The sequence below is a fragment of the Actinoplanes awajinensis subsp. mycoplanecinus genome, from assembly GCF_001509495.1.
GTDB lineage: Bacteria > Actinomycetota > Actinomycetes > Mycobacteriales > Micromonosporaceae > Actinoplanes > Actinoplanes palleronii.
In genome coordinates, this window is record NZ_LLZH01000145.1 from 101868 (window position 1) to 120352 (window position 18485).

Here is an 18485-nt window from a genome sequence, read left to right on the forward strand (position 1 = left end):
CAGCCATGCCGCGGCCGACGACCCCGCTGCTCAGCAAGCCCGGCATCCGGGCGGCCGCGCTGGAGATCATCGACCGGGACGGTCTCGACGGCCTGAGCATGCGCAAACTGGCCACCGCGCTGACCGTGAGCGCCCCCGCGCTGTATTTCCACTACCTCACCAAGGAACAGCTGCTCGACGACGTGGCCAGCGAGATCATGGAGCAGGTCGACGTCAGCGCGTTCGCACTCGGCTGGCGCGACGGCCTGCTCGGCTGGGCCCGCTCCTACCGCGCGGCGCTGGCCGGCCACCCGAACATCGTCCCGTTCCTGGCACACGGCCCCGGCCAGCGCGACGCCTCGCTGCGCCGCGCCGACGCCATCCACGGCGGCCTGGTCGCCGCCGGCTGGCCCGCCCGCGACGCCACCATGATCGGCGCCTCCACCAAATACCTGGTGGTCGGCGCCGCCATGGGCTCGTTCTCCCGCGGCTTCACCGACGACGTCCAGGTCTACCTCGACCGCTACCCGTCCCTCAACGACGCCCACCGCCTCCGCGAACACGCCGACGCCGTCGACCGGGACAGCTTCGAGTTCGCCCTGCTCACCTTCGTCGACGGCCTGACCACCCGCCTCGCCCGCGCGGCCCGCCGGGACGATCTCCCCGGATGACCGGTGTCCTGTTCGCCGGCCTCTGCACACTGGACGTCCTCCAGTTCGTCGAGCGGTACCCGGCCGACAACGAGAAGGTCACCGCGCTCACGCAGACCGTCGCCGCCGGTGGGCCGGCCACCAACGCCGCCGCGACCGCTGCTCATCTGGGCGGTACGGCCACGCTGCTGACCGCGGTCGGCAGCCATCCGCTCGCCGCCGGCATCCACGCCGACCTGGCCGCGCGCGGTGTCCACCTGATCGACCTGGCCGCCGGGGACCCGGGTCCCCCGCCGGTGTCCAGCATCGTGGTCAGTGCCGGCACCGGGAACCGCGCGGTCGTCTCCACCAACGGTGCCACCCGCACCCTGACCGTTCCTGATCTGCCCGCCCTGGTGCGGGGACAGCGCGCGGTCCAGGTCGACGGCCACTATCCGGAACTGGCCGTCGCGGTCCTGACCGAGGCCCGCCGGCAGGGCATCCCCACGCTGCTGGACGCCGGCAGCTGGAAGCCGGCCCTCCCGGCCCTGCTGCCGCTGCTGGACGTCGTCGTCTGCTCCGCCGACTTCCGCCCGCCGTCGGCGCACGACCCCGCCGCCGTGGCCGGTTTCCTGGCCGGCCACGGCGTCCGCTGGATCGCCGTCAGCCAGGGTCCCGGCCCGCTCCTGCGCTGGACCGGCAACGGCTTCGCGACCCATCCGGTGCCACCGGCCGACGTCGTGGACACCCTCGGCGCCGGCGACGTCCTGCACGGCGCCCTCACCCTGGCCACGGCCCGCCGCCGGCCCCTGACCGACACCACCTTCGCCACGTCCCTCGACGAGGCGGCCGCGATCGCCACCCGATCCTGCACCAGTTTCGGCACCCGAACCTGGATGTCCGATGTCGATCGTCACGGGGCAACGTAGGAGACCCCGTCGCCGAACCGGCGGGTGATCGTCACCCGGGGCTCCGCGGTGTGAGTGATCGTCTTGCCGTCCCAGCGCCAGCCCGCCACCGCAAGTCGCGGCCGAAGCATCAGCCAGGCAAGGTTCGCGCAGCCCCTACCCCCCGGGCTTCCAGCCCAGAGCGGGACCCAGGTGCGTGGCCATATCGGTCAGGATCTGCACGTAGTCGTCGTGGTCGAAGGTGAACGGCAGAGCGAACGCCACCTCGTCGATCTCCCGGAACGCCGCATGTCCCTCCAGCCGTTCGGCGATCTCCGCCGACGACCCCACGATGTCCGGTGCGAACATCATCCGCGCCGGCCCCTGCGGCGAGCGGGTGCGGGGCGTCCGCTGCTCCGCGTACGCGAGGTACTTGGCGCGCTGTTCAGCAGACGCGGAGTCGGTCGGGATCACCACCAGGCCCTGCGAGACCCGGGCCTTGTCACCGTCGGGATGCGCCGCCCGGAACGCCCGCACGTGGGACAACTGGATCTCCGCGAAGTCCTCCGACTCCTCGGCTTTCACCACGCTGCTGGTCAGGAAGTTCATCCCGTGCTCACCGGCCCACTGCGCCGACCGCAGACTGCCCCCGCCATACCAGAGCCTCGACGCCAGACCGGGCGAGTGCGGCTGCACCCGGCGGGAGAACTGTTCGAACCCCACGGTGCCCTCGAAGTCGGTGACCTGCTCACCTCGTACCGAAGAAAGCAACCTCTCGACCCGGGCGTAGCTGAAGTCTTCCGCATCGGCCGTGTCCGGATAGATCGCGTCCTTGACGCGGTCGAAGTTCATCGGCGGCCCCACGCTGAGGCCCGGGTTCAGCCGCCCGCCGCTCAGCAGGTCGACCGTCGCCAGGTCCTCGGCCAGGCGCAGCGGGTTCTCCCAGCCGAGCGGGATGACCGCGGTGCCCAGCTCGATCCGGCTGGTCCGCTGGGACGCCGCGGCCAGCACCGCGACCGGCGACGAGATGCCGAACTGCAGGTGCCGGTGGCGGAGCCAGGCACTGTCGAAGCCGAGGCGCTCGCCCAGCTCGATGATTTCCAGGGTGGATTCGTGTCCCCGGGCGGGGTCGGCCTCGTCGAACAGGCCGATCGTGAGAAAGCCCAGCTTGCGCAGCATGTCAAAAACCCTATCCGCCAGATGTGAACGAGTCTCCGTTCAAAAGATCTCTCATTTTTTGATCGAGCGCGGGGGCGGTGGCTAGTCTGGGCCGATGCCTGGCGCCCGGACCCGTGTGTACCTGACGGCCGCGGCCGTCGCCGTGGTCCTCGCCACCGGCGCGGCCGTCGGTCTGGCCAACGGGCGGGACACCACCGCCGCCGATGAGCAGTGGGTGGCTCCCTCCGCGCCGCCGGCGACGCTCCCGGTGTCACCGACCGCTTCGGCCGGGCCGCTCAAGCTGGTCAAGGCACCCGACGACCTGCCGATCATCTCGTACGCGAAGGGGCCCCGCGGCCTGCCCGCCGACCCGGCGAAGAACTCCACCGTCGCACCCACCGAGGGCCTGCACCCGACGAAGAAGGTCGCGCTCTACGACGCACCGGGTGGCACACCCCGCGCGTTCCTGCCCCCGGAGATCAGCGGGCTGCGCACCGTCGTCCCGATCGTCGCCGAGGACCGCGGCTGGGTCGCGGTGCTCGTCCCGTCGGTGAACCGGCGGATCGGCTGGGTGCCGCCGGGTGGCTGGCAGACCGCGGTGCTGCACGACCAGCTCGTGCTGCAGCGGTCCCAGCACACCCTGACCTGGCTGCGCGACGGCCAGGAGCACCAGCGCTGGACCGTGGCGGTCGGCTCGCGAGCCACCCCGACACCGGTCGGGCGCACCTACGTGATGGGCACGACCAGGATGTCCGGCAGCCCCTACCTCGGGCTGGACGCGCTGGTGCTGGGCTCGATCCCGGAGGAGCCGGAGAAGATGGCGGCCGTCTTCCAGCTGGCGCACACCGGCATCCACGCGTGGTACAAGGCCGACGTGTTCGGCACGAGCGTGTCGAACGGATGCATCCGGATGCCGAAGGCCGCGCAGCAGAAGCTGCTCGACGAGATCGGCCCCGGCACCCCGCTGACCGTGATCGCCTGACCTTCTGAACGCGGTCGGTCAGCAGGTCACGGTCAGACGCGCGAGCCGCGCGCACCCGAGGGCCGTGCGCGGACGACCCGCACCCCGGCGCAGCCGCAGCGTGGTCCCGTGCCGGAGTCCGGCGGCCGGGCGGACCGGCGCGACCCGGGCGACCGGCGCCACCGGGGCGGCCCGGCGCATGGTCTGCGGGGCGCCCTGGCGCAGCATCTCGTCGCGGACCAGGTCGAGCAGGTCGGTCATCGGCAGGCCGAGAGCCCGGCAGATCGCCGCGAGGATCTCCGACGACGCCTCCTTGGTGCCGCGTTCCACCTCCGACAGGTAGGGCAGCGACACCCCGGCCGCGCCGGCCACCTCTTTCAGCGTGCGGCCCTGGCGCTGACGCACGCGGCGCAGCACGGCTCCGATGATCCGGCGCAACAGTGGCATTCCCGTCCCCTCCCCGTGGCGTGTGACGTCCATCCTGCCCTACTGGGCGGAATCCGCGAACGGTGCTACGGTGGGCGCATCTCGGATGCCGGTGGATGTCCCCGCCCGGGAGCTTTTCCTCAACTCTGACGAGCCTTCAGTGCCGTCACCTTTCCCATACCCGGGCTGTTGTCGCGCCCGGCTAGGAGTCTTCCCTTGACGACAGTCACCCGTACCCGAAAAACACCCTCAACCGAGGAGACCGTCGCGGTCGACGCCCTCCTCGACGTCGTCGACGACCGTGCCTGGCTGCGTGCCGACGGTTACCTGCCCGGCGGTGACGACCTGCCGCTCGCCATGGCCGAGGTACGGCGGCTCGGCCTGCGCCGCGGCGACCGGGTGACCGGGTTCGCCCGGATCGACCGGCCCGGCCGTCCCGCTCACCTGCAGGTCACCGCGATCAACGGCCGCGATCCCGGCCCACGGCCGGACTTCTACCGGCTGACCGCGATCTACCCGCAGGAGCGGCTGCGCCTGGAGACCGACCAGGACGTGCTCACCACCCGGGTGATCGACCTGCTGATGCCGATCGGCAAGGGCCAGCGCGCCCTGATCGTGGCGCCGCCGAAGGCCGGCAAGACCACCGTGCTGCAGCAGGTCGCCAACGCGATCAGCCGCAACAACCCGGAGTGCCACCTGATGGTGGTGCTGGTCGACGAGCGACCCGAAGAGGTCACCGACATGCGCCGCACGGTCAAGGCGGAGATCGTGGCGGCCACCTTCGACCGGCCGCCGCAGGATCACACCGCGGTCGCCGAACTCGCCATCGAACGCGCGAAACGCCTGGCCGAGCTCGGCGAGGACGTGGTGGTGCTGCTCGACTCGATCACCAGGCTCGGGCGGGCGTACAACCTGACCGCGCCGGCCGGGCGCGGCCGCACCCTCTCCGGCGGGCTGGACAGCACCGCGCTGCAGCCGCCGAAACGCCTGCTCGGCGCGGCCCGCAACCTCGAGGGCGGCGGCTCGCTGACGATCATCGCCACCGCCCTGGTGGAGAACGGCTCGGCGCTGGACACGGTGATCTTCGAGGAGTTCAAGAGCACCGGGAACGCCGAGCTGAAGCTGGACCGTTCGCTGGCCGAGGCCCGGATCTTCCCGGCCATCGACCTGGCGGTCAGCGGCACCCGGCACGACGAGCTGCTGCTGTCGCCGGCCGAGCTGACCGTTGTCGGTCAGGTGCGGCGCGCGCTCGGCGGTCAGGAGCGCCGCGAGGCCATGCCGCAACTGCTGACGCAGTTGCGCACCACCGCGAGCAACGCGGAATTCCTGCGGCGTGTCGCACGATCGATCGCCTGACCCTCCCTTTAGTACGTCCGACCTGGGTATGCTGGCCTCGATTACTCGCCGCGGCTCCACTGAGGACACTCGTGGTCCGCGCCCTACTCGAGGACGTGCGCGTGGCTGACGACCCGACCGACGCTCCCAAGCTCGACACGAGCGTTCCGCAGACCGCCCGGATCTGGAACTACCTGCTCGGCGGCAAGGACAACTTCGAGGTCGACCGTGCCGTCGGTGACCAGATCATCGCGTCGCTGCCGCACTTCGCCGAGCACGCCCGGCTCTCCCGGCAATATCTGGCCCGCGCGGTGCGCTTCCTGGCCGGCGAGGCCGGGGTGACCCAGTTCCTGGACATCGGCACCGGGCTGCCCACCGCCGACAACACGCACGAGGTCGCGCAGGACACCAACCCGCACGCGAAGATCGTGTATGTCGACAACGACCCGCTCGTGCTCGCGCACGCCCGGGCGCTGCTGACCAGCACCCCGGAGGGCGAGACCGCGTACATCGACGCGGACCTGCACCACCCGGAGCGGATCCTGGAAAAGGCCGGCGAGACACTCGACCTCACCAAGCCGGTGGCGTTGATGCTGATGGGCATCCTCGGTCACGTCGAGGACGACGCCGAGGCCAAGCGGATCGTCGACACGTTGCTGGCCGCGCTCCCCTCCGGCAGCTACTTCGCGATGTACGACGGCAGCGACATCGACCCGGACGTCCGTGAGGCGGCTCGGATCTGGAACATCTCGGCGAACCCGAAATACCACCTGCGCTCACCGGAACGTTTCGCCGCGCTCTTCGACGGCCTGGAACTGGTCGAGCCCGGGGTGACCTCGGTGACCCGCTGGCGGCCGGACCCGGAGGGCAAGGACGCCGCGGAGATCAGTCAGTACTGTGCTGTCGGTCGCAAGCCCTAGTCAGTAATCTAGGCTCCCTCGAGGAGGTCTCCTTGGCGGAGGAATACGACGGCGGTGGTTCGACGGTGCGCCGGCTTCAGGTCGGCGCCCATCTGCGTGCCCTGCGGCGGGCCAGCGGGCTGAGCCGGGAACAGGCGGGGTACGTCATCCGTGCCTCAGAATCCAAGATCAGCCGGATGGAGCTGGGCCGGGTCGGGTTCAAGGAACGCGACATCGTCGACCTGCTCAAGCTGTACGGCGTCGACGACCTGACCGAGCACACCCGGCTGCTCGCCCTGGCCCGCGAGGCGAACGCGCCGAGCTGGTGGCAGGCGTATGCCGACGTGCTCAACACCTGGTTCCAGAACTATCTGGACCTGGAGCAGGCCGCCGAGCTGATCCGGACGTACGAGGTGCAGTTCGTCCCGGGGCTGCTGCAGACCGACGCGTACGCCCGTGCGGTGATCCGGCTGGGCCACGTCAACGCCGGCCCGGACGAGATCGACCGCCGCGCGGGCCTGCGGATGGAGCGCAAACAGGTGCTGGCCCGGCCGGACGCGCCCCGGGTCTGGGCGGTGATCGACGAGGCGGTGCTGCGCCGGCCGATCGGCGGGAAGGCGGTGCTGCGCGAGCAGATCCTCGCGCTGATCGCGGTCTGCGAGTCGCCGACCGTGCGCCTGCAGGTGATCCCGTTCGGGTCCGGCGGGCACGCGGCGGCCGGCGGCGCGTTCAGCATCCTGCGGTTCCCGCACGAGGAGCTGCCCGACGTGGTCTACATCGAGCACCTGACGAGTGCGCTCTACCTCGACAAGCGCGACGAGGTGGACAACTACGCGGCGGCGATCGGCCGGCTCTTCATCGAGGCCGAGCCGCCGTCCGAGACCCCGAAGATCCTCACCGACATCCTCAACGAGCTGGACGCCGGCAAACTCTGACCCGCGCAGCCGCGCCCCGGCTCTCGGCCGTGGGCACGCTCACGGCTCCGGCTGGTGCTCAGGGGTGCCTCCCGGGCCGGGAGGCACCCCTGAGCACCAGCCACCATCGTGAGCTGACCGGCTACGCCGGGCCGGGAGCGGTCAGGGCGATGGTCGCGGCGCGGGCCGCGGCCAGCACCTCCTCGTCGCCGGCCGGCTGAGCCTGCGCGGCGAAGAGCGCCGCGCTCACCGAGTCGAACGCCATCCGGGCCAGCAACCGCTCGGACACCGGCGCTCCCGGCGGCAGGATCCGGTTGATCACGTCGTCGAACCAGCTGCGGATGTTGCCGCCCTGCGCCGCCAGCCGCGCCATCATCGGCCCGTTCGCGTGGGCGAACCGCATCGCCATGATCCGCTGCGGGGTGGTCGACTCGACCCAGCGCAGCGCCGCCCCGCGCAGCAGTTCGGGGCCCGGCTCCTGGGTGTCGATCCAGCTCATCAGGTCGTCGAACTCGGCGCGGCGGGAGTCCAGCAGCGCCTGGATGATCGCCTCCTTGCCGTCGAAGTGGTAGTAGAGCGACGACTTCGTCATGCCGAGCGCCTCGGCGATGTCCCGGATCGAGGCGCCCTCGAATCCGCGCTCGGTGAACAGCTCCAGCGCCACCCGCAGGATCTCCGCGCGGGTCTCGCTGCCCGGCCGTCGTGTCGTCGTCATACCCCCAGGCTACTTGACGAACGGTCGTTCGGCAGCTTACCGTCGAGTCGCCTAACGAACGGTCGTTCGGTAGATGACCACCGAGGAGAGATCATGGAAATCGCGATCATCGGAGCCGGCCCCGGCGGGCTCACCTGCGCCCGGGTGCTGCAGAAGGCCGGCATGCCGGTCACCGTCTACGACGCGGACACCGCGCTCACCGCCCGCGACCAGGGCGGCACCCTGGACATCCACGCCGACACCGGCCAGATCGCCCTGGCCGACGCCGGGCTGACCGCGGAGTTCGCCGCGCTGGCCCGTCCGGAGGGCCAGTCGAAGCGGATGCTCGACCCGTCCGGCGCCGTGGTGATGGAGCACCTGGTCGATGACGACGAGGACACCGCACCCGAGATCGACCGTGCCCAGCTGCGCGGGCTGCTCGCCGCGTCGCTCGCCCCGGGCACGATCCGCTGGGGCCACCGGGTCACCGAGGTCCGGCCGGGCGGCGAGGTCGTCCTCGCGGACCGGCCCCCGATCACCGCCGACCTGGTGATCGGCGCGGACGGCGCCTGGTCCCGGGTCCGGCCGCTGCTCACCCCGGCGACGCCGGAGTACACCGGGATCAGCTTCGTCGAGGTGCGCTTCACCGAGGTGGACGAGCGGCACCCGGCAATCGCCGAGCTGGTCGGCCAGGGGCACATGTGGGCCAACGGCGACGGGCAGAACCTGATCCTGCAGCGCAACAGCGGCGGCCACGTCCGCGGGTACGTCGGGATCCGCGCCGAGCTGGACTGGCTGGCCCGGGCCGGGCTGGGCCGCGCCGACGGCCGGGGCGGCGTGGTCGACGCGAACGGCGTGCAGGCCCTGGACACCGAGCGGGTCCGCGCCGAGCTGCTGGAGCGGTTCGCGCACTTCGCCGCGCCGCTGCGCCGGGTGATCACGGACAGCGAGGGTGACCTGGTGAACCGGCCGATCTTCGCGCTGCCCGCGCCGCTGGCCTGGCCGCACCGCCCGGGGCTGACCCTGCTCGGCGACGCCGCCCACCTGATGTCACCGTTCGGCGGCGAGGGCGTGAACCTGGCCATGCTGGACGGCGCCGAACTGGCCCGGGAGATCGCCGCCGGCGGTGCGCCGGACGAGGCGGTGACCCGCTACGAGACCCGGATGCTGGCGCGGTCCGGGCCGGTGGCGGCCGGCGCCAACGGCGCCATCAAGGAGTTCTTCGAGGGCGGCTTCGACCTGGCCGACGTCCCGGACTTCGCCGAGGAGACCGAGCAGTGGAAAGCGAACGCGGCGGCCTACCTGGCGGGACGGGAGAACTAGAAGCGGATCGCGGCCCGCGTCCGGCTCACCAACGCCACACTGCACCGCGCCCGGTGCAGCAGATGCCGCCCCACCGACGGCCGCAGCACGGCCCGCAGCGCCCGGCGCCCGCGTGCCCCCGCCACCACCAGCTGTGCCCCGGCGGTGGCCTGCGCGAGCACCTCCCCCGGCGACCCGACCACCACCTCGGCGCTGACCGCGACACCCGGGAACCGGCGCTGCCAGCAGCTCACCATCGCCTCCAGCCGGCCGCGCTCCTCGGCGACCGCGCGCAGGTTCACGTCGCAGAGCAGGTCCCGCCCGTCCGGCGGGGACCAGCCGTGCACCGCGCGGACCGGCACACCCCGGACCGCGGCCTGTTCGAACGCGAAGCCGAGCACCACCCCGCCGGCCTCCGGCTCGTCCACGCCGGCCACCACCGGGTCGGTCGCCCGGGGCTCGCCGCGGACCACCACCACCGGGCAGCGGGCGTGCGCGCTGACCGAGCCGCTGGTCGAGCCGAGCCAGGCGCGCATCCCGGACGGGCGGCGTCCGCCGAGCACCACCAGGGACGCGTCGGCGGCCCGCTGGATCAGGGCGACCGCCGCGGTGGAGTGCTCGACCCGGGCCCAGACGCGTACGCCGGGGTGGGTGTCGTCGGCGTCGTCGACCGCGCGCCCGAGCATCTCGGCGACCGCGAGGTCGGTGTCGGCGTCCGGGTAGACCGCCGCCGCGGGCATCATCGCGGCGGCCGGCACGTAGCTCGGCCATTCGTACGCATAGACCAGCTCCACCGGCACGTCGCTCCGGTAGGCCTCGTCGAGTGCCCAGCGAGCCGCCTTGCGGGCTTCCGCCGAGCCGTCGTAGCCCACGACGATCCTCTGGTTCTGCACGGCGTTCGCCTCCTCCCGCGCTGCTTCCACTGCATCGTCGTTGCTGGACCGCTCGGGGGCAATAGTGTGGGGCCCGTCACATTGTGAACCTATTGCTTCGATGTGGACGGGTGACGCCAGGGTTACCGGGATCACTCGTCCGCTGTACGGGATCGGAAACATAGATTTGATCTTCGGTGGTTAGCCTCCTCGCGCCGCGCCAGGGTCGTCCGGCACTGCCATCCGGCGCCGTTTTTCTTGGAGGAGAATTCATGGCTGTCAAGGCCGAGTACCTGTGGGTCGACGGAACCCAGCCGACCGCGAAGCTCCGGTCGAAGACCAAGATCCTGGCCGACGGCGAGACGCCGCCGATCTGGGGCTTCGACGGTTCGAGCACCAACCAGGCGCCCGGTGACAAGTCGGACTGTGTGCTCCGGCCGGTCTTCACCTGTCCGGACCCGATCCGCGGCGGCAGCAACATCATCGTGCTGTGCGAGGTCGAGCTGATCGACGGCACCCCGCACCCGACGAACACCCGGGCCGCGTGCCGCGAGGTCGCCGACAAGTACGCCGACCAGAAGCCGATCTTCGGCATCGAGCAGGAGTACACGTTCTTCAAGGACGGCCGCCCGCTCGGCTTCCCGGTCGGCGGTGGCTACCCGGCCCCGCAGGGCGGCTACTACTGCGGCGTCGGCGCGGACGAGGTCTTCGGCCGCGAGATCGTCGAGGCGCACATGGACGCCTGCCTCGAGGCCGGTCTGCACCTGTCCGGCATCAACGCCGAGGTCATGCCGGGTCAGTGGGAATTCCAGATCGGCCCGGTCGGCGCGCCGCAGGTCGCCGACGAGCTGTGGGTGGCCCGGTGGCTGCTCTACCGCATCTCCGAGGACTACGGCGTCTCCGCGACCCTGGACCCGAAGCCGGTCAAGGGTGACTGGAACGGCGCAGGCGCGCACACCAACTTCTCCACCGCCGCGATGCGGGAGAGCTACGACGCGATCATCACGGCCGCCGAGTCGCTGGGCAAGAAGCGCCAGGAGCACGTGGACGGCTACGGCGCCGGCATCGACCAGCGCCTGACCGGCCTGCACGAGACCGCCCCGTGGACCGAGTACAGCTACGGCGTCTCCGACCGTGGTGCCTCGGTGCGCATCCCGTGGCAGGTTGAGAAGGACGGCAAGGGTTACATCGAAGACCGTCGCCCGAACGCGAACGTGGACCCGTACGTGGTCACCCGCCTGATCATCGGCACCTGCTGTGAGGCGCTCGCCCAGGCCTGACGGGTAGCGGACGTACGCGCGGGGGCCGGCCAAGCGGCACCCGCGCGTATTCCTTCCGGCCCCGGATCACCGCGGCAGGCGCGCTTCGCGTCCCGTGGTGTCATGATGGGCCCGAGCAGGAATCCCCCCGCAGGGAAAGGTACGGCGGTCGATGGCGAGCTTCGAGGCGAGGACGGCCACCGCGCCGGGCCGGATCACGCTGATCCTGTCCGGTGACTGCGACCTGACCGTCCGCGACAAGTTGACCGTCGCCCTGCTGGACGCGGTGAGCCGGTCCACGACGATTTTCGTCGATGTCGGCGGGGTCGGTTTCCTCGACTCCACCGGCGTGCACGCCCTGGTCACCGCCCATCACGCGGCGCTGGCCCGCAGCAGCCGGCTCTACGTGATCAACGCCACCGGCGCGGTCGCCGCGGTGCTCGACCTGACCGGTCTGGGCACCCTGCTGCAGGCCCCGGCGGACGAGCGTCACCATGCTTGAGCAGCCCGGCGAGGACGACGGGATGTCGTACACCGAGCCTGACGATCTGCGGAAGGTGCGCACCTTCGTCACCGAGCGGGCCGCGGCGCTGGGCCTGGCCCCGTCCCGGATCGATCTGCTCACCCTCGCGGTCAGCGAGCTGACCACCAACACCCTGCAGCACACCGGCGGCGGCGGGCACATCCGGGTCTGGGCCGAGGACGGCCGGCTGATCTGCGACGTGACCGACGGCGGCGGTCCCCGGCCGTTCGGGCGGGCGATGCCCTCGGCTGAGGCGGTCCGCGGGCGCGGCCTCGCCATCGTGGAACGGATCTGCGACTCGGTCTCCACCAGCACGGTGCCCGGCGGCACGCTCGTGCGGATCAGCCTCAACCTCTGACCAGCACCGCCAGCGTGCAGGTGTCGTCATCCGGGCTGGGCGCGTGCAACAGCCGGTGGATCGTCGGCAGCGGGTCCGGTCCCGGCGCCGCGGAGACCGCGCTCAGGTGATCGCGCACCTCGGCGGTCCGCCCGAGCAGGTCCCCTCGGCGCTCCACCAGCCCGTCGGTGTAGAACAGCACCAGGTCACCGGGGCGCAGCCGGGCGGTGACCACCGGGAAGTCCGCCTCGGCCTCGGCACCCAGCAGCAGCCCCGGCGGCCGCTCCAGGTCCGAGCTGCGACCGGCCCGGCCGAGCAGCGGCGCCATGTGCCCGGCCCTTGCCCAGGGCAGCAGCCGGGTTTCCGGGTCGTAGACGCCGACCACCGCGGTGCCGGTGATGCCGAGCTGAGCGCAGAGCCGGTTCAGGTGACGCAGCAGCAGGCCCGGGTCGCGGATGCCCGCCGACAGCCAGGCGACCAGGGCGAACCGCAGGTGGGCCATGCCGCTGGCGGCCTCCGTGCCGTGCCCGGCCACGTCGCCGACGGCGAGCGCCACCAGGCCGTCCGGCAGCGTCTGCGCGTGGTACCAGTCGCCGCCGACCTGGGCCGCGCTCTCGGCCGGCAGGTAGCTGACCATCGCGTCCAGCCCGCCCAGCGCGAACGCGCCGACCGGCACCGGCTGGATCATCTGCTGCAGCCGGCGGGCCAGCCGGTGCTCGGCGAGCGCGCTGATCTCGCGGACCCGGGCCTCGTCGCTGAGCCGTTCGATCTCGGTGCGGGTGGCCACCCGGGCGGTCACGTCCTGCACCACCGCGTAGATCTTCACGGGCCGGCCGGTGGCGTCCCGGGCCAGGTCGGAGAGGATCCGCAGGTGCTTGATCGCGTCGCCGACCCGGAACCGGACGGTGACGTCGGAGGTGGCGCCGACGTCGAGGGTCTGCCACGCGGACTCGGCGACGCCCCGATCCTCGGCCAGGATCGCGGCGGCCTGGTCGGCGCGCGTCATCGGGCCGTCGGCGGGGAGCCGCTGGAAGATCCGGTACATCCCCGGCGACCAGTCGGAGAGGCCGCTGGCCAGGTCGTACTCGGCCCAGCCGAGGCTGCCGAGCAGCTCGGTGCTCTCCAGCCGGCGCCGGTGCTCGTCGACCCGGGTCCACCAGACCAGCAGGCCGCCCAGCACCCGGTGCACGCTGACCTCGAAGCGGGACTCGGCGACCACTCCGGGACGGTTCTCCTCGTGCCGGAACTCGTCCATCGTGCCGGGCGCGCCGGTCGTGATCACCCGCAGGTAGAGCTGCCAGAGCGGGCCGTCCACCATCGACGGGTAGAGCTCGCGGAGCCGTCCGCCGACGCGCTGCGTGCCGCGGCCGTAGATGTCCCGGATCTGATCGCTCGTCGCCGCGACCCGGAAGTCGGTGACCGCGCCGTCGTCCCCGATGATCGGAACCAGCCAACTGCAGCCGGCCGGAACCGCGGCGAGCAGCTCCCGGACCACGTCCTCGTCGGCCATCTCAGCAGACTAGTCGCCGATCAGCCGGGTTTCCCGGACCAAAGTCCCCGGGAACAGCGAGGATCAGATTCACAACCCCGATTTTGTACGGAGGTGAGCACACATGTGGGAGTCCACCGGCGGCACCACAGGTAACTCACAGCCGAACCTAACCACGGACTCAACCCGATCCTCCATCATCCGGCTCATGCCCCCGACCGCCACGGCCCGCGTCCCGGTCGTCCGACGCCCCGTCCCGGCCCCGCGCCGGGCGGCCGAGGCCGGCGGCTGCCTGACCGGGCTGAGCCTGCTGGTGGTCACCGCGTTCTGGGTGCACCACGGCGGCGTGCAGCAGGGCGCCGAGGGCGGGTGGACCGCCGCGCACGCGGCCGGGCGGCTGGCCGGGCTCTGGGCCGCCGACCTGCTGCTGGTGCAGACCCTGCTGCTGGCCCGGATCCCGTTCGTGGTGCGGGCGTTCGGCGCCGGTCAGATGATCCGCTGGCGCCGCTGGGCCGCGGCCGGCTCACTCGGGCTGCTGGCCGGGCACCTGATCCTGATCACCGGGGAGCGCTGGCACCCGGCCGCGCTGCGCGAGCTGATCACGCATGGTCCCGGTCTGGCGCTCGCGCTGGCCGGGGCGGTCGTGCTGGGCACGGTGTCGATCGCCGCCCGGCGCACCGTCCGCCGTCACGCGCTCGACCTGTACGCCTGTTACGGCGTCACCCTCGCCCTGCCGCACCAGCTCTGGGCCGGCACCGACTTCACCGCCTCGCCGGTGGCTCACGCGTACTGGTGGGGTCTTTATGTCCTGAGCGTGGGCAGCGTCCTGGTCCACCGCGTGGTGTTGCCCGCCTGGCGAAGCCGGCGGGCGGCTGCCGGACGAGTTGGGCAATACCGCTAAAAAAACGCGAAAAGGATTCTACCGTTAGGTCCGACCACCAGGGAGGACCCGATGCAGCCGACCGTGAGTGCCAGCGAGTGGACCACATCAGGACGCCGCGGACTGCTGGAGCGGCTGCTCGGCGACCGCAGCCTGCTGATCAAGAGCACCATCACCGCGGGCTGTGTCGCCGTGGTGGCGCTCACGCTGACCCTGGTGTCGCTCGGCCGGATGGGCCAGCTCCGCGACGACCTGCAGACGATGAAGACCCAGCACGTCGACAGCATGGAGCAGATCGCGAACATGCGAGCCGGGATCACCAACGTGTTCCGGGGCGCCCTGCTCTACGACGCCGGCAAGAGCAGCAAGAGCAAGGAGCTCACCGACCTGGGGCTGACCGTCGCCACCGCCGCGGACGCCCAGGTGGCCACGGGAGTGGCCGCCTACCGCCAGATCGCCACCGACTCCGGCGCCGCGGACCGGCTGTCCGGCCTGGACGCCTTCGCCAGCGCCTTCGCCGAGCACGCCGCGCTGCGCGACGTGATCATCTTCGGGAAGACCCCGCCGAGCGGCTTCCAGATGCCGGCCGTCGACCAGATCCTGCCCGCCTTCACCAAGGCCGAGTCCGGCATGAACACCGCGATGGACGACCTGCAGAAGGTCGAGGAGTCCGACGCCGACGCGATGACCGCGGCCGGCGACCGGGCCTACCAGCGTTCCCGGTGGACCACCCTGGCCGGGCTGGCCGCCGGGTTCGCGATCGCCGGCTTCGTCGGGGTCGGCGTGATGCGGCTGATCAAGCGGCAGCTCGCCACCGTGCAGGCGGCCCTGGGCGCGGTCGCCGACGGCGATCTGACCGTCGCCGCCGAGGTGCGCTCCCGCGACGAGCTCGGCCGGATGGCCCAGGCGGTGAACCGGGCCAGAGAGGGCCTGCAGACCACGGTCAAACAGCTCGCCTACGGCGCGGGCACGCTCGGCGAGGTCACCGCGCGGCTGAGCGGCATCACCGGCCGGCTGGACACCCAGTCCCGGGCGGCCGCCGAGCAGGCCGGGATGGTGGCCGGCACGGCCGGAGACGTCTCGGCCAGCGTGCAGTCGGTCGCCGCGGGCAGCGACCAGATGGGCGCCTCGATCCGGGAGATCTCGGAGAACGCCAGCAGCGCCGCCCGGGTGGCGGCCGGCGCGGTCGGCGTCGCCCAGGCCACCAACGACACGGTGGCGAAGCTCGGCGCCTCGTCCGCGGAGATCGGTGACGTGGTCAAGACGATCACGTCGATCGCCGAGCAGACCAACCTGCTCGCCCTGAACGCGACGATCGAGGCGGCCCGCGCGGGCGAGGCAGGCAAGGGCTTCGCCGTGGTCGCGACCGAGGTCAAGGACCTGGCCCAGGAGACCGCGAAGGCCACCGAGGACATCTCGCAGCGGGTGCAGGCGATCCAGGCCGACACCGAGAACGCGGTGACCGCGATCCAGGAGATCTCCCGGATCATCTCGGAGATCAACGACTACCAGGTGACCATCGCGTCGGCGGTGGAGGAGCAGACCGCCACCACCAACGAGATGAGCCGCAGCATCGGCGTGGCCGCGACCGGCAGCTCGACCATCGCCGGCAACATCAACGCGGTCGCCGACGCCGCGCGGGCGACAACGGCCGCGCTCGGCGAGGCGGACGTGTCGATGGGCGAGCTCACCCGGGTCGCGGGCGAGCTGCGCGAGGTGGTCTCCCGCTTCCGGGTCTAGGGTTTGTCCTGCCTTTTCAGTGGCCGACCAGGTGCTGGACGCGACGCAGCAGGTCGGCCGGGTCGATCGGCTTGACCATGTAGTCCTCGGCGCCCACCACCCGGCCGAGGTCCAGGTCGGCCTGCTCGCCCCGCCCGCTCATGAAGATCACCGGGATGTGCGCGGTCTGCGGCGACGAGTGCAGCTCGTAGCAGAAGCCCAGCCCGTCCAGGCCCGGCATGCACATGTCGAGCAGGACCAGCTGGGGCCGCTCGCCCACCGCGAGCGCCAGCGCGGTCCGGCCGTCGGCGGCGAGCAGCGTCCGGTACCCGGCCGCCCGCAGCTTCGTACCGACCAGGTCGCGGACCCCCTCGTCGTCGTCGGCGATCAGCACGGTGGGCGGCTCCAGCGCCGCGGCCCAGTCGTCCAGCGGCCAGGACAGCCCGGCGTCGGCGTCGCTGAACGTCAGGACCGTTGTCGTTCCGGGCGTGGTCTGCGACATCTCCGAGCTCCTTTTACGGTGGGACTCCTGAGATCGTCAGACTTTCCGCCGCCTGCAGGAAACCTCACGTTGCGGTCGGGTTGCGGGACCACCCGCCCCTTAGGTTAGGGTTACCTAAATCAGTGCCTGGGGAGGCGACCGTGACTCAGACCGTTGTTCCGTCGACCGAGACGGTCCCGTTCCGGTTCTTCCCGGTCACGGTGGCCCGGATCGCCCGGCTCAGCCCGAGCTTCCTGCGCGTCACGTTCACCGGCGACGACCTGGACAAGTTCGCCGACAACGGCTTCGACCAGCGCTGCAAGCTGCTCCTGCCGCTCGCCGACTGCGGGCTCGACCACCTGCCGATGGGCCAGGACTGGTATTCCGAGTGGCGCGGCCTGCCCGCCGAGCGGCAGAACCCGATCCGGACGTACACGGTTCGCTGCGTCCGCGCCCACCTCAACGAGGTCGACGTCGACATGGTGCTGCACGGCGTGAGCGGCCCGGCGTCGCGCTGGGCCGTCGAGGCCGGCCCCGGCTCGACCGCCTGCCTGCTCGGGCCGAACGCGGAGTTCGGCGGCCCGTCCGGCGGCATCGACTTCCACCCGCCGGTCGACACCAACCGGATCCTGCTGGTCGGCGACGAGACCGCGGTCCCGGCGATCGCCTCGATCCTGGCCGGCCTGCCCGCCGGCATGTGCGGCGAGGCGCTCCTCGAGGTCCCGGAGAGCGGCGACCACCTGACCCTCGAGGCACCGGCCGGCGTCCGGATCACCTGGCTCCCCCGCGACGGCGCCGGCCACGGCGTCAAGCTGATCCCGGCCGTCCAGGCCGCCGCGGCACACCTGCTCGGCGACGCGGCCGGCGCCACCTGCGCCGACCTCGAGGACGTCGACGTCGACGCCGGGCTGCTCTGGGAGGTCCCGGACGGCACCGCCGCCACCGACGGCTTCTACGCCTGGCTGGCCGGCGAGGCCGCGGTCATCAAGACCCTGCGCCGCCACCTGGTCGGCACGTGCGGTGTCGACCGGCGCGCGGTCGCCTTCATGGGCTACTGGCGCCTCGGCAAGGCCGAGTGCTGATCCGGCCCGGGGTGTCCACACCCGAGCGCGACCGCGTCCTGACCACCGTGGCCACGGCGATCACCGATCGCCGTGCGGACGGTTTCCTCCGGGTCGGTGTGGATGGGCCGGACGGTTCCGGCAAGACCACCCTGGCCGATGAGCTGGCCGGCACGCTGCGCGCCCGGGGCACGGCAGTCGTCCGGGTCTCGATCGACGACTTCCATCACGTACGAGCGATCCGGCACCGCCGCGGGCGCGACTCCCCGGACGGCTTCTGGCTCGACTCCTACGACTACGACCGGTTCCGCACCGACGTGCTGACCCCGTTCGGCCCGGGCGGGACGGGCCGCTACCGCCCGGCCGCACACGACGTGGCCACCGACGCGCTGCTGAACCCGGAGCCGGTGCAGGCCCCGCCCGGCGCGGTACTGATCGTGGACGGCATCTTCCTGCACCGCGACGAGCTGGCCGGCGCCTGGGACCTGTCGCTGTTCCTGGACGTCCCGTTCACCGAGACGGCCCGCCGCATGGCAGCCCGCGACGGCACCCCACCCGACCCGTCCCACCCGGGCATGCGCCGCTACGTCGAGGCCCAGCGCCCCTACTTCACCACCTCCCCCCCCCCCCGCCGAGCCACCTGGCTCCTCGACAACACCAACCCCGCCACCCCCCACCTC

At 71.9% G+C, this 18485-nt stretch carries 20 protein-coding genes; 14 read left to right on the plus strand and 6 right to left on the minus strand.

What is annotated here, in order from left to right; all coding sequences use genetic code 11:
* The first annotated feature begins 5 nt into the window (after nucleotides 1–5).
* Complete coding sequence (locus tag ADL15_RS18070) at nucleotides 6–650, plus strand: TetR family transcriptional regulator (protein ID WP_067692077.1); 645 nt, start codon at nucleotides 6–8, stop codon at nucleotides 648–650.
* A complete protein-coding gene (locus ADL15_RS18075; RefSeq protein ID WP_067692079.1) occupies nucleotides 647–1537 on the plus strand; it encodes a PfkB family carbohydrate kinase in 891 nt (296 codons plus the stop codon). The genes ADL15_RS18070 and ADL15_RS18075 overlap by 4 nt, the downstream gene beginning before the upstream one ends.
* A gap of 135 nt (nucleotides 1538–1672) precedes the next feature.
* Here the strand turns inward: ADL15_RS18075 and ADL15_RS18080 are convergent, their stop codons facing one another.
* Nucleotides 1673–2674 (minus strand): LLM class flavin-dependent oxidoreductase, encoded by a 1002-nt coding sequence (locus tag ADL15_RS18080; protein WP_067692082.1) that lies wholly within the window; start codon nucleotides 2672–2674, stop codon nucleotides 1673–1675.
* A 94-nt stretch (nucleotides 2675–2768) separates the two neighbouring features.
* Between ADL15_RS18080 and ADL15_RS18085 the strand changes: the two genes are divergently transcribed.
* Nucleotides 2769–3635 (plus strand): L,D-transpeptidase, encoded by an 867-nt coding sequence (locus ADL15_RS18085; RefSeq protein ID WP_067692085.1) that lies wholly within the window; start codon nucleotides 2769–2771, stop codon nucleotides 3633–3635.
* Nucleotides 3636–3653: 18 nt separating this feature from the next.
* On the opposite strand, the gene ADL15_RS57080 is transcribed toward ADL15_RS18085, so the two are convergent.
* Nucleotides 3654–4061, minus strand: a complete 408-nt coding sequence (locus ADL15_RS57080; RefSeq protein ID WP_083971393.1) for a helix-turn-helix domain-containing protein — start codon at nucleotides 4059–4061, stop codon at nucleotides 3654–3656.
* Between the two features lie 195 nt (nucleotides 4062–4256).
* Here ADL15_RS57080 and rho point away from each other — a divergent pair, with 195 nt between their 5' ends.
* The 3 genes from rho to ADL15_RS18105 all read left to right on the plus strand — a co-directional run bounded on the left by rho (nucleotide 4257) and on the right by ADL15_RS18105 (nucleotide 7209).
* Nucleotides 4257–5396, plus strand: a complete 1140-nt coding sequence (gene rho / locus ADL15_RS18095) for a transcription termination factor Rho (RefSeq protein WP_067692087.1) — start codon at nucleotides 4257–4259, stop codon at nucleotides 5394–5396.
* A gap of 101 nt (nucleotides 5397–5497) precedes the next feature.
* On the plus strand, nucleotides 5498–6295 hold the full coding sequence (locus ADL15_RS18100) for an SAM-dependent methyltransferase (RefSeq protein ID WP_067692141.1): 798 nt from the start codon (nucleotides 5498–5500) through the stop codon (nucleotides 6293–6295).
* Between the two features lie 32 nt (nucleotides 6296–6327).
* A complete protein-coding gene (locus tag ADL15_RS18105) occupies nucleotides 6328–7209 on the plus strand; it encodes a helix-turn-helix domain-containing protein (RefSeq protein ID WP_067692090.1) in 882 nt (293 codons plus the stop codon).
* Nucleotides 7210–7330: 121 nt separating this feature from the next.
* Here ADL15_RS18105 and ADL15_RS18110 read toward each other — a convergent pair whose 3' ends face one another.
* A complete protein-coding gene (locus ADL15_RS18110; RefSeq protein WP_067692093.1) occupies nucleotides 7331–7903 on the minus strand; it encodes a TetR/AcrR family transcriptional regulator in 573 nt (190 codons plus the stop codon).
* A gap of 93 nt (nucleotides 7904–7996) precedes the next feature.
* Between ADL15_RS18110 and ADL15_RS18115 the strand changes: the two genes are divergently transcribed.
* Nucleotides 7997–9205: an FAD-dependent oxidoreductase gene (locus tag ADL15_RS18115; protein ID WP_067692096.1), complete on the plus strand. Its 1209-nt coding sequence runs from the start codon at nucleotides 7997–7999 to the stop codon at nucleotides 9203–9205.
* On the opposite strand, the gene ADL15_RS18120 is transcribed toward ADL15_RS18115, so the two are convergent.
* Nucleotides 9202–10077 (minus strand): universal stress protein, encoded by an 876-nt coding sequence (locus tag ADL15_RS18120; RefSeq protein ID WP_067692144.1) that lies wholly within the window; start codon nucleotides 10075–10077, stop codon nucleotides 9202–9204. The genes ADL15_RS18115 and ADL15_RS18120 overlap by 4 nt on opposite strands.
* Nucleotides 10078–10328: 251 nt before the next feature.
* On the opposite strand from ADL15_RS18120, the gene glnII reads away from it, so the two are divergent.
* The 3 genes from glnII (at nucleotide 10329) to ADL15_RS18135 (ending at nucleotide 12196) form a co-directional block, all read left to right on the plus strand.
* Nucleotides 10329–11336 (plus strand): glutamine synthetase, encoded by a 1008-nt coding sequence (glnII, locus tag ADL15_RS18125; protein WP_067692099.1) that lies wholly within the window; start codon nucleotides 10329–10331, stop codon nucleotides 11334–11336.
* A gap of 151 nt (nucleotides 11337–11487) precedes the next feature.
* Nucleotides 11488–11817 carry an STAS domain-containing protein gene (locus ADL15_RS18130; RefSeq protein WP_067692102.1) on the plus strand — a complete coding sequence of 110 codons (330 nt, stop codon included), beginning with the start codon at nucleotides 11488–11490 and terminating at the stop codon, nucleotides 11815–11817.
* Nucleotides 11810–12196, plus strand: a complete 387-nt coding sequence (locus ADL15_RS18135; protein ID WP_067692105.1) for an ATP-binding protein — start codon at nucleotides 11810–11812, stop codon at nucleotides 12194–12196. Before ADL15_RS18130 ends, ADL15_RS18135 begins: the two co-directional genes overlap by 8 nt.
* On the opposite strand, the gene ADL15_RS18140 is transcribed toward ADL15_RS18135, so the two are convergent.
* Entirely contained in the window at nucleotides 12186–13685 is a 1500-nt protein-coding gene (locus tag ADL15_RS18140; protein ID WP_067692108.1) for a PP2C family protein-serine/threonine phosphatase, read from the minus strand. The two genes, ADL15_RS18135 and ADL15_RS18140, sit on opposite strands and share 11 nt — an antisense overlap.
* A 187-nt stretch (nucleotides 13686–13872) precedes the next feature.
* On the opposite strand from ADL15_RS18140, the gene ADL15_RS18145 reads away from it, so the two are divergent.
* The gene (locus tag ADL15_RS18145) at nucleotides 13873–14565 is read left to right on the plus strand and encodes a hypothetical protein (protein ID WP_067692111.1); all 693 of its coding nucleotides are present in this window, start codon (nucleotides 13873–13875) and stop codon (nucleotides 14563–14565) included.
* 51 nt (nucleotides 14566–14616) lie between these two features.
* Nucleotides 14617–16284 carry a methyl-accepting chemotaxis protein gene (locus ADL15_RS18150; RefSeq protein WP_067692114.1) on the plus strand — a complete coding sequence of 556 codons (1668 nt, stop codon included), beginning with the start codon at nucleotides 14617–14619 and terminating at the stop codon, nucleotides 16282–16284.
* Nucleotides 16285–16300: 16 nt separating this feature from the next.
* Here the strand turns inward: ADL15_RS18150 and ADL15_RS18155 are convergent, their stop codons facing one another.
* On the minus strand, nucleotides 16301–16765 hold the full coding sequence (locus tag ADL15_RS18155) for a response regulator (RefSeq protein WP_067692117.1): 465 nt from the start codon (nucleotides 16763–16765) through the stop codon (nucleotides 16301–16303).
* A gap of 140 nt (nucleotides 16766–16905) precedes the next feature.
* Here ADL15_RS18155 and ADL15_RS18160 point away from each other — a divergent pair, with 140 nt between their 5' ends.
* Both ADL15_RS18160 and ADL15_RS18165 read left to right on the plus strand, forming a co-directional pair.
* Nucleotides 16906–17826, plus strand: a complete 921-nt coding sequence (locus ADL15_RS18160) for a siderophore-interacting protein (RefSeq protein ID WP_067692120.1) — start codon at nucleotides 16906–16908, stop codon at nucleotides 17824–17826.
* An 11-nt stretch (nucleotides 17827–17837) separates the two neighbouring features.
* The coding region (locus tag ADL15_RS18165; RefSeq protein ID WP_067692123.1) for a nucleoside/nucleotide kinase family protein at nucleotides 17838–18485 on the plus strand (648 nt) is incomplete at its 3' end.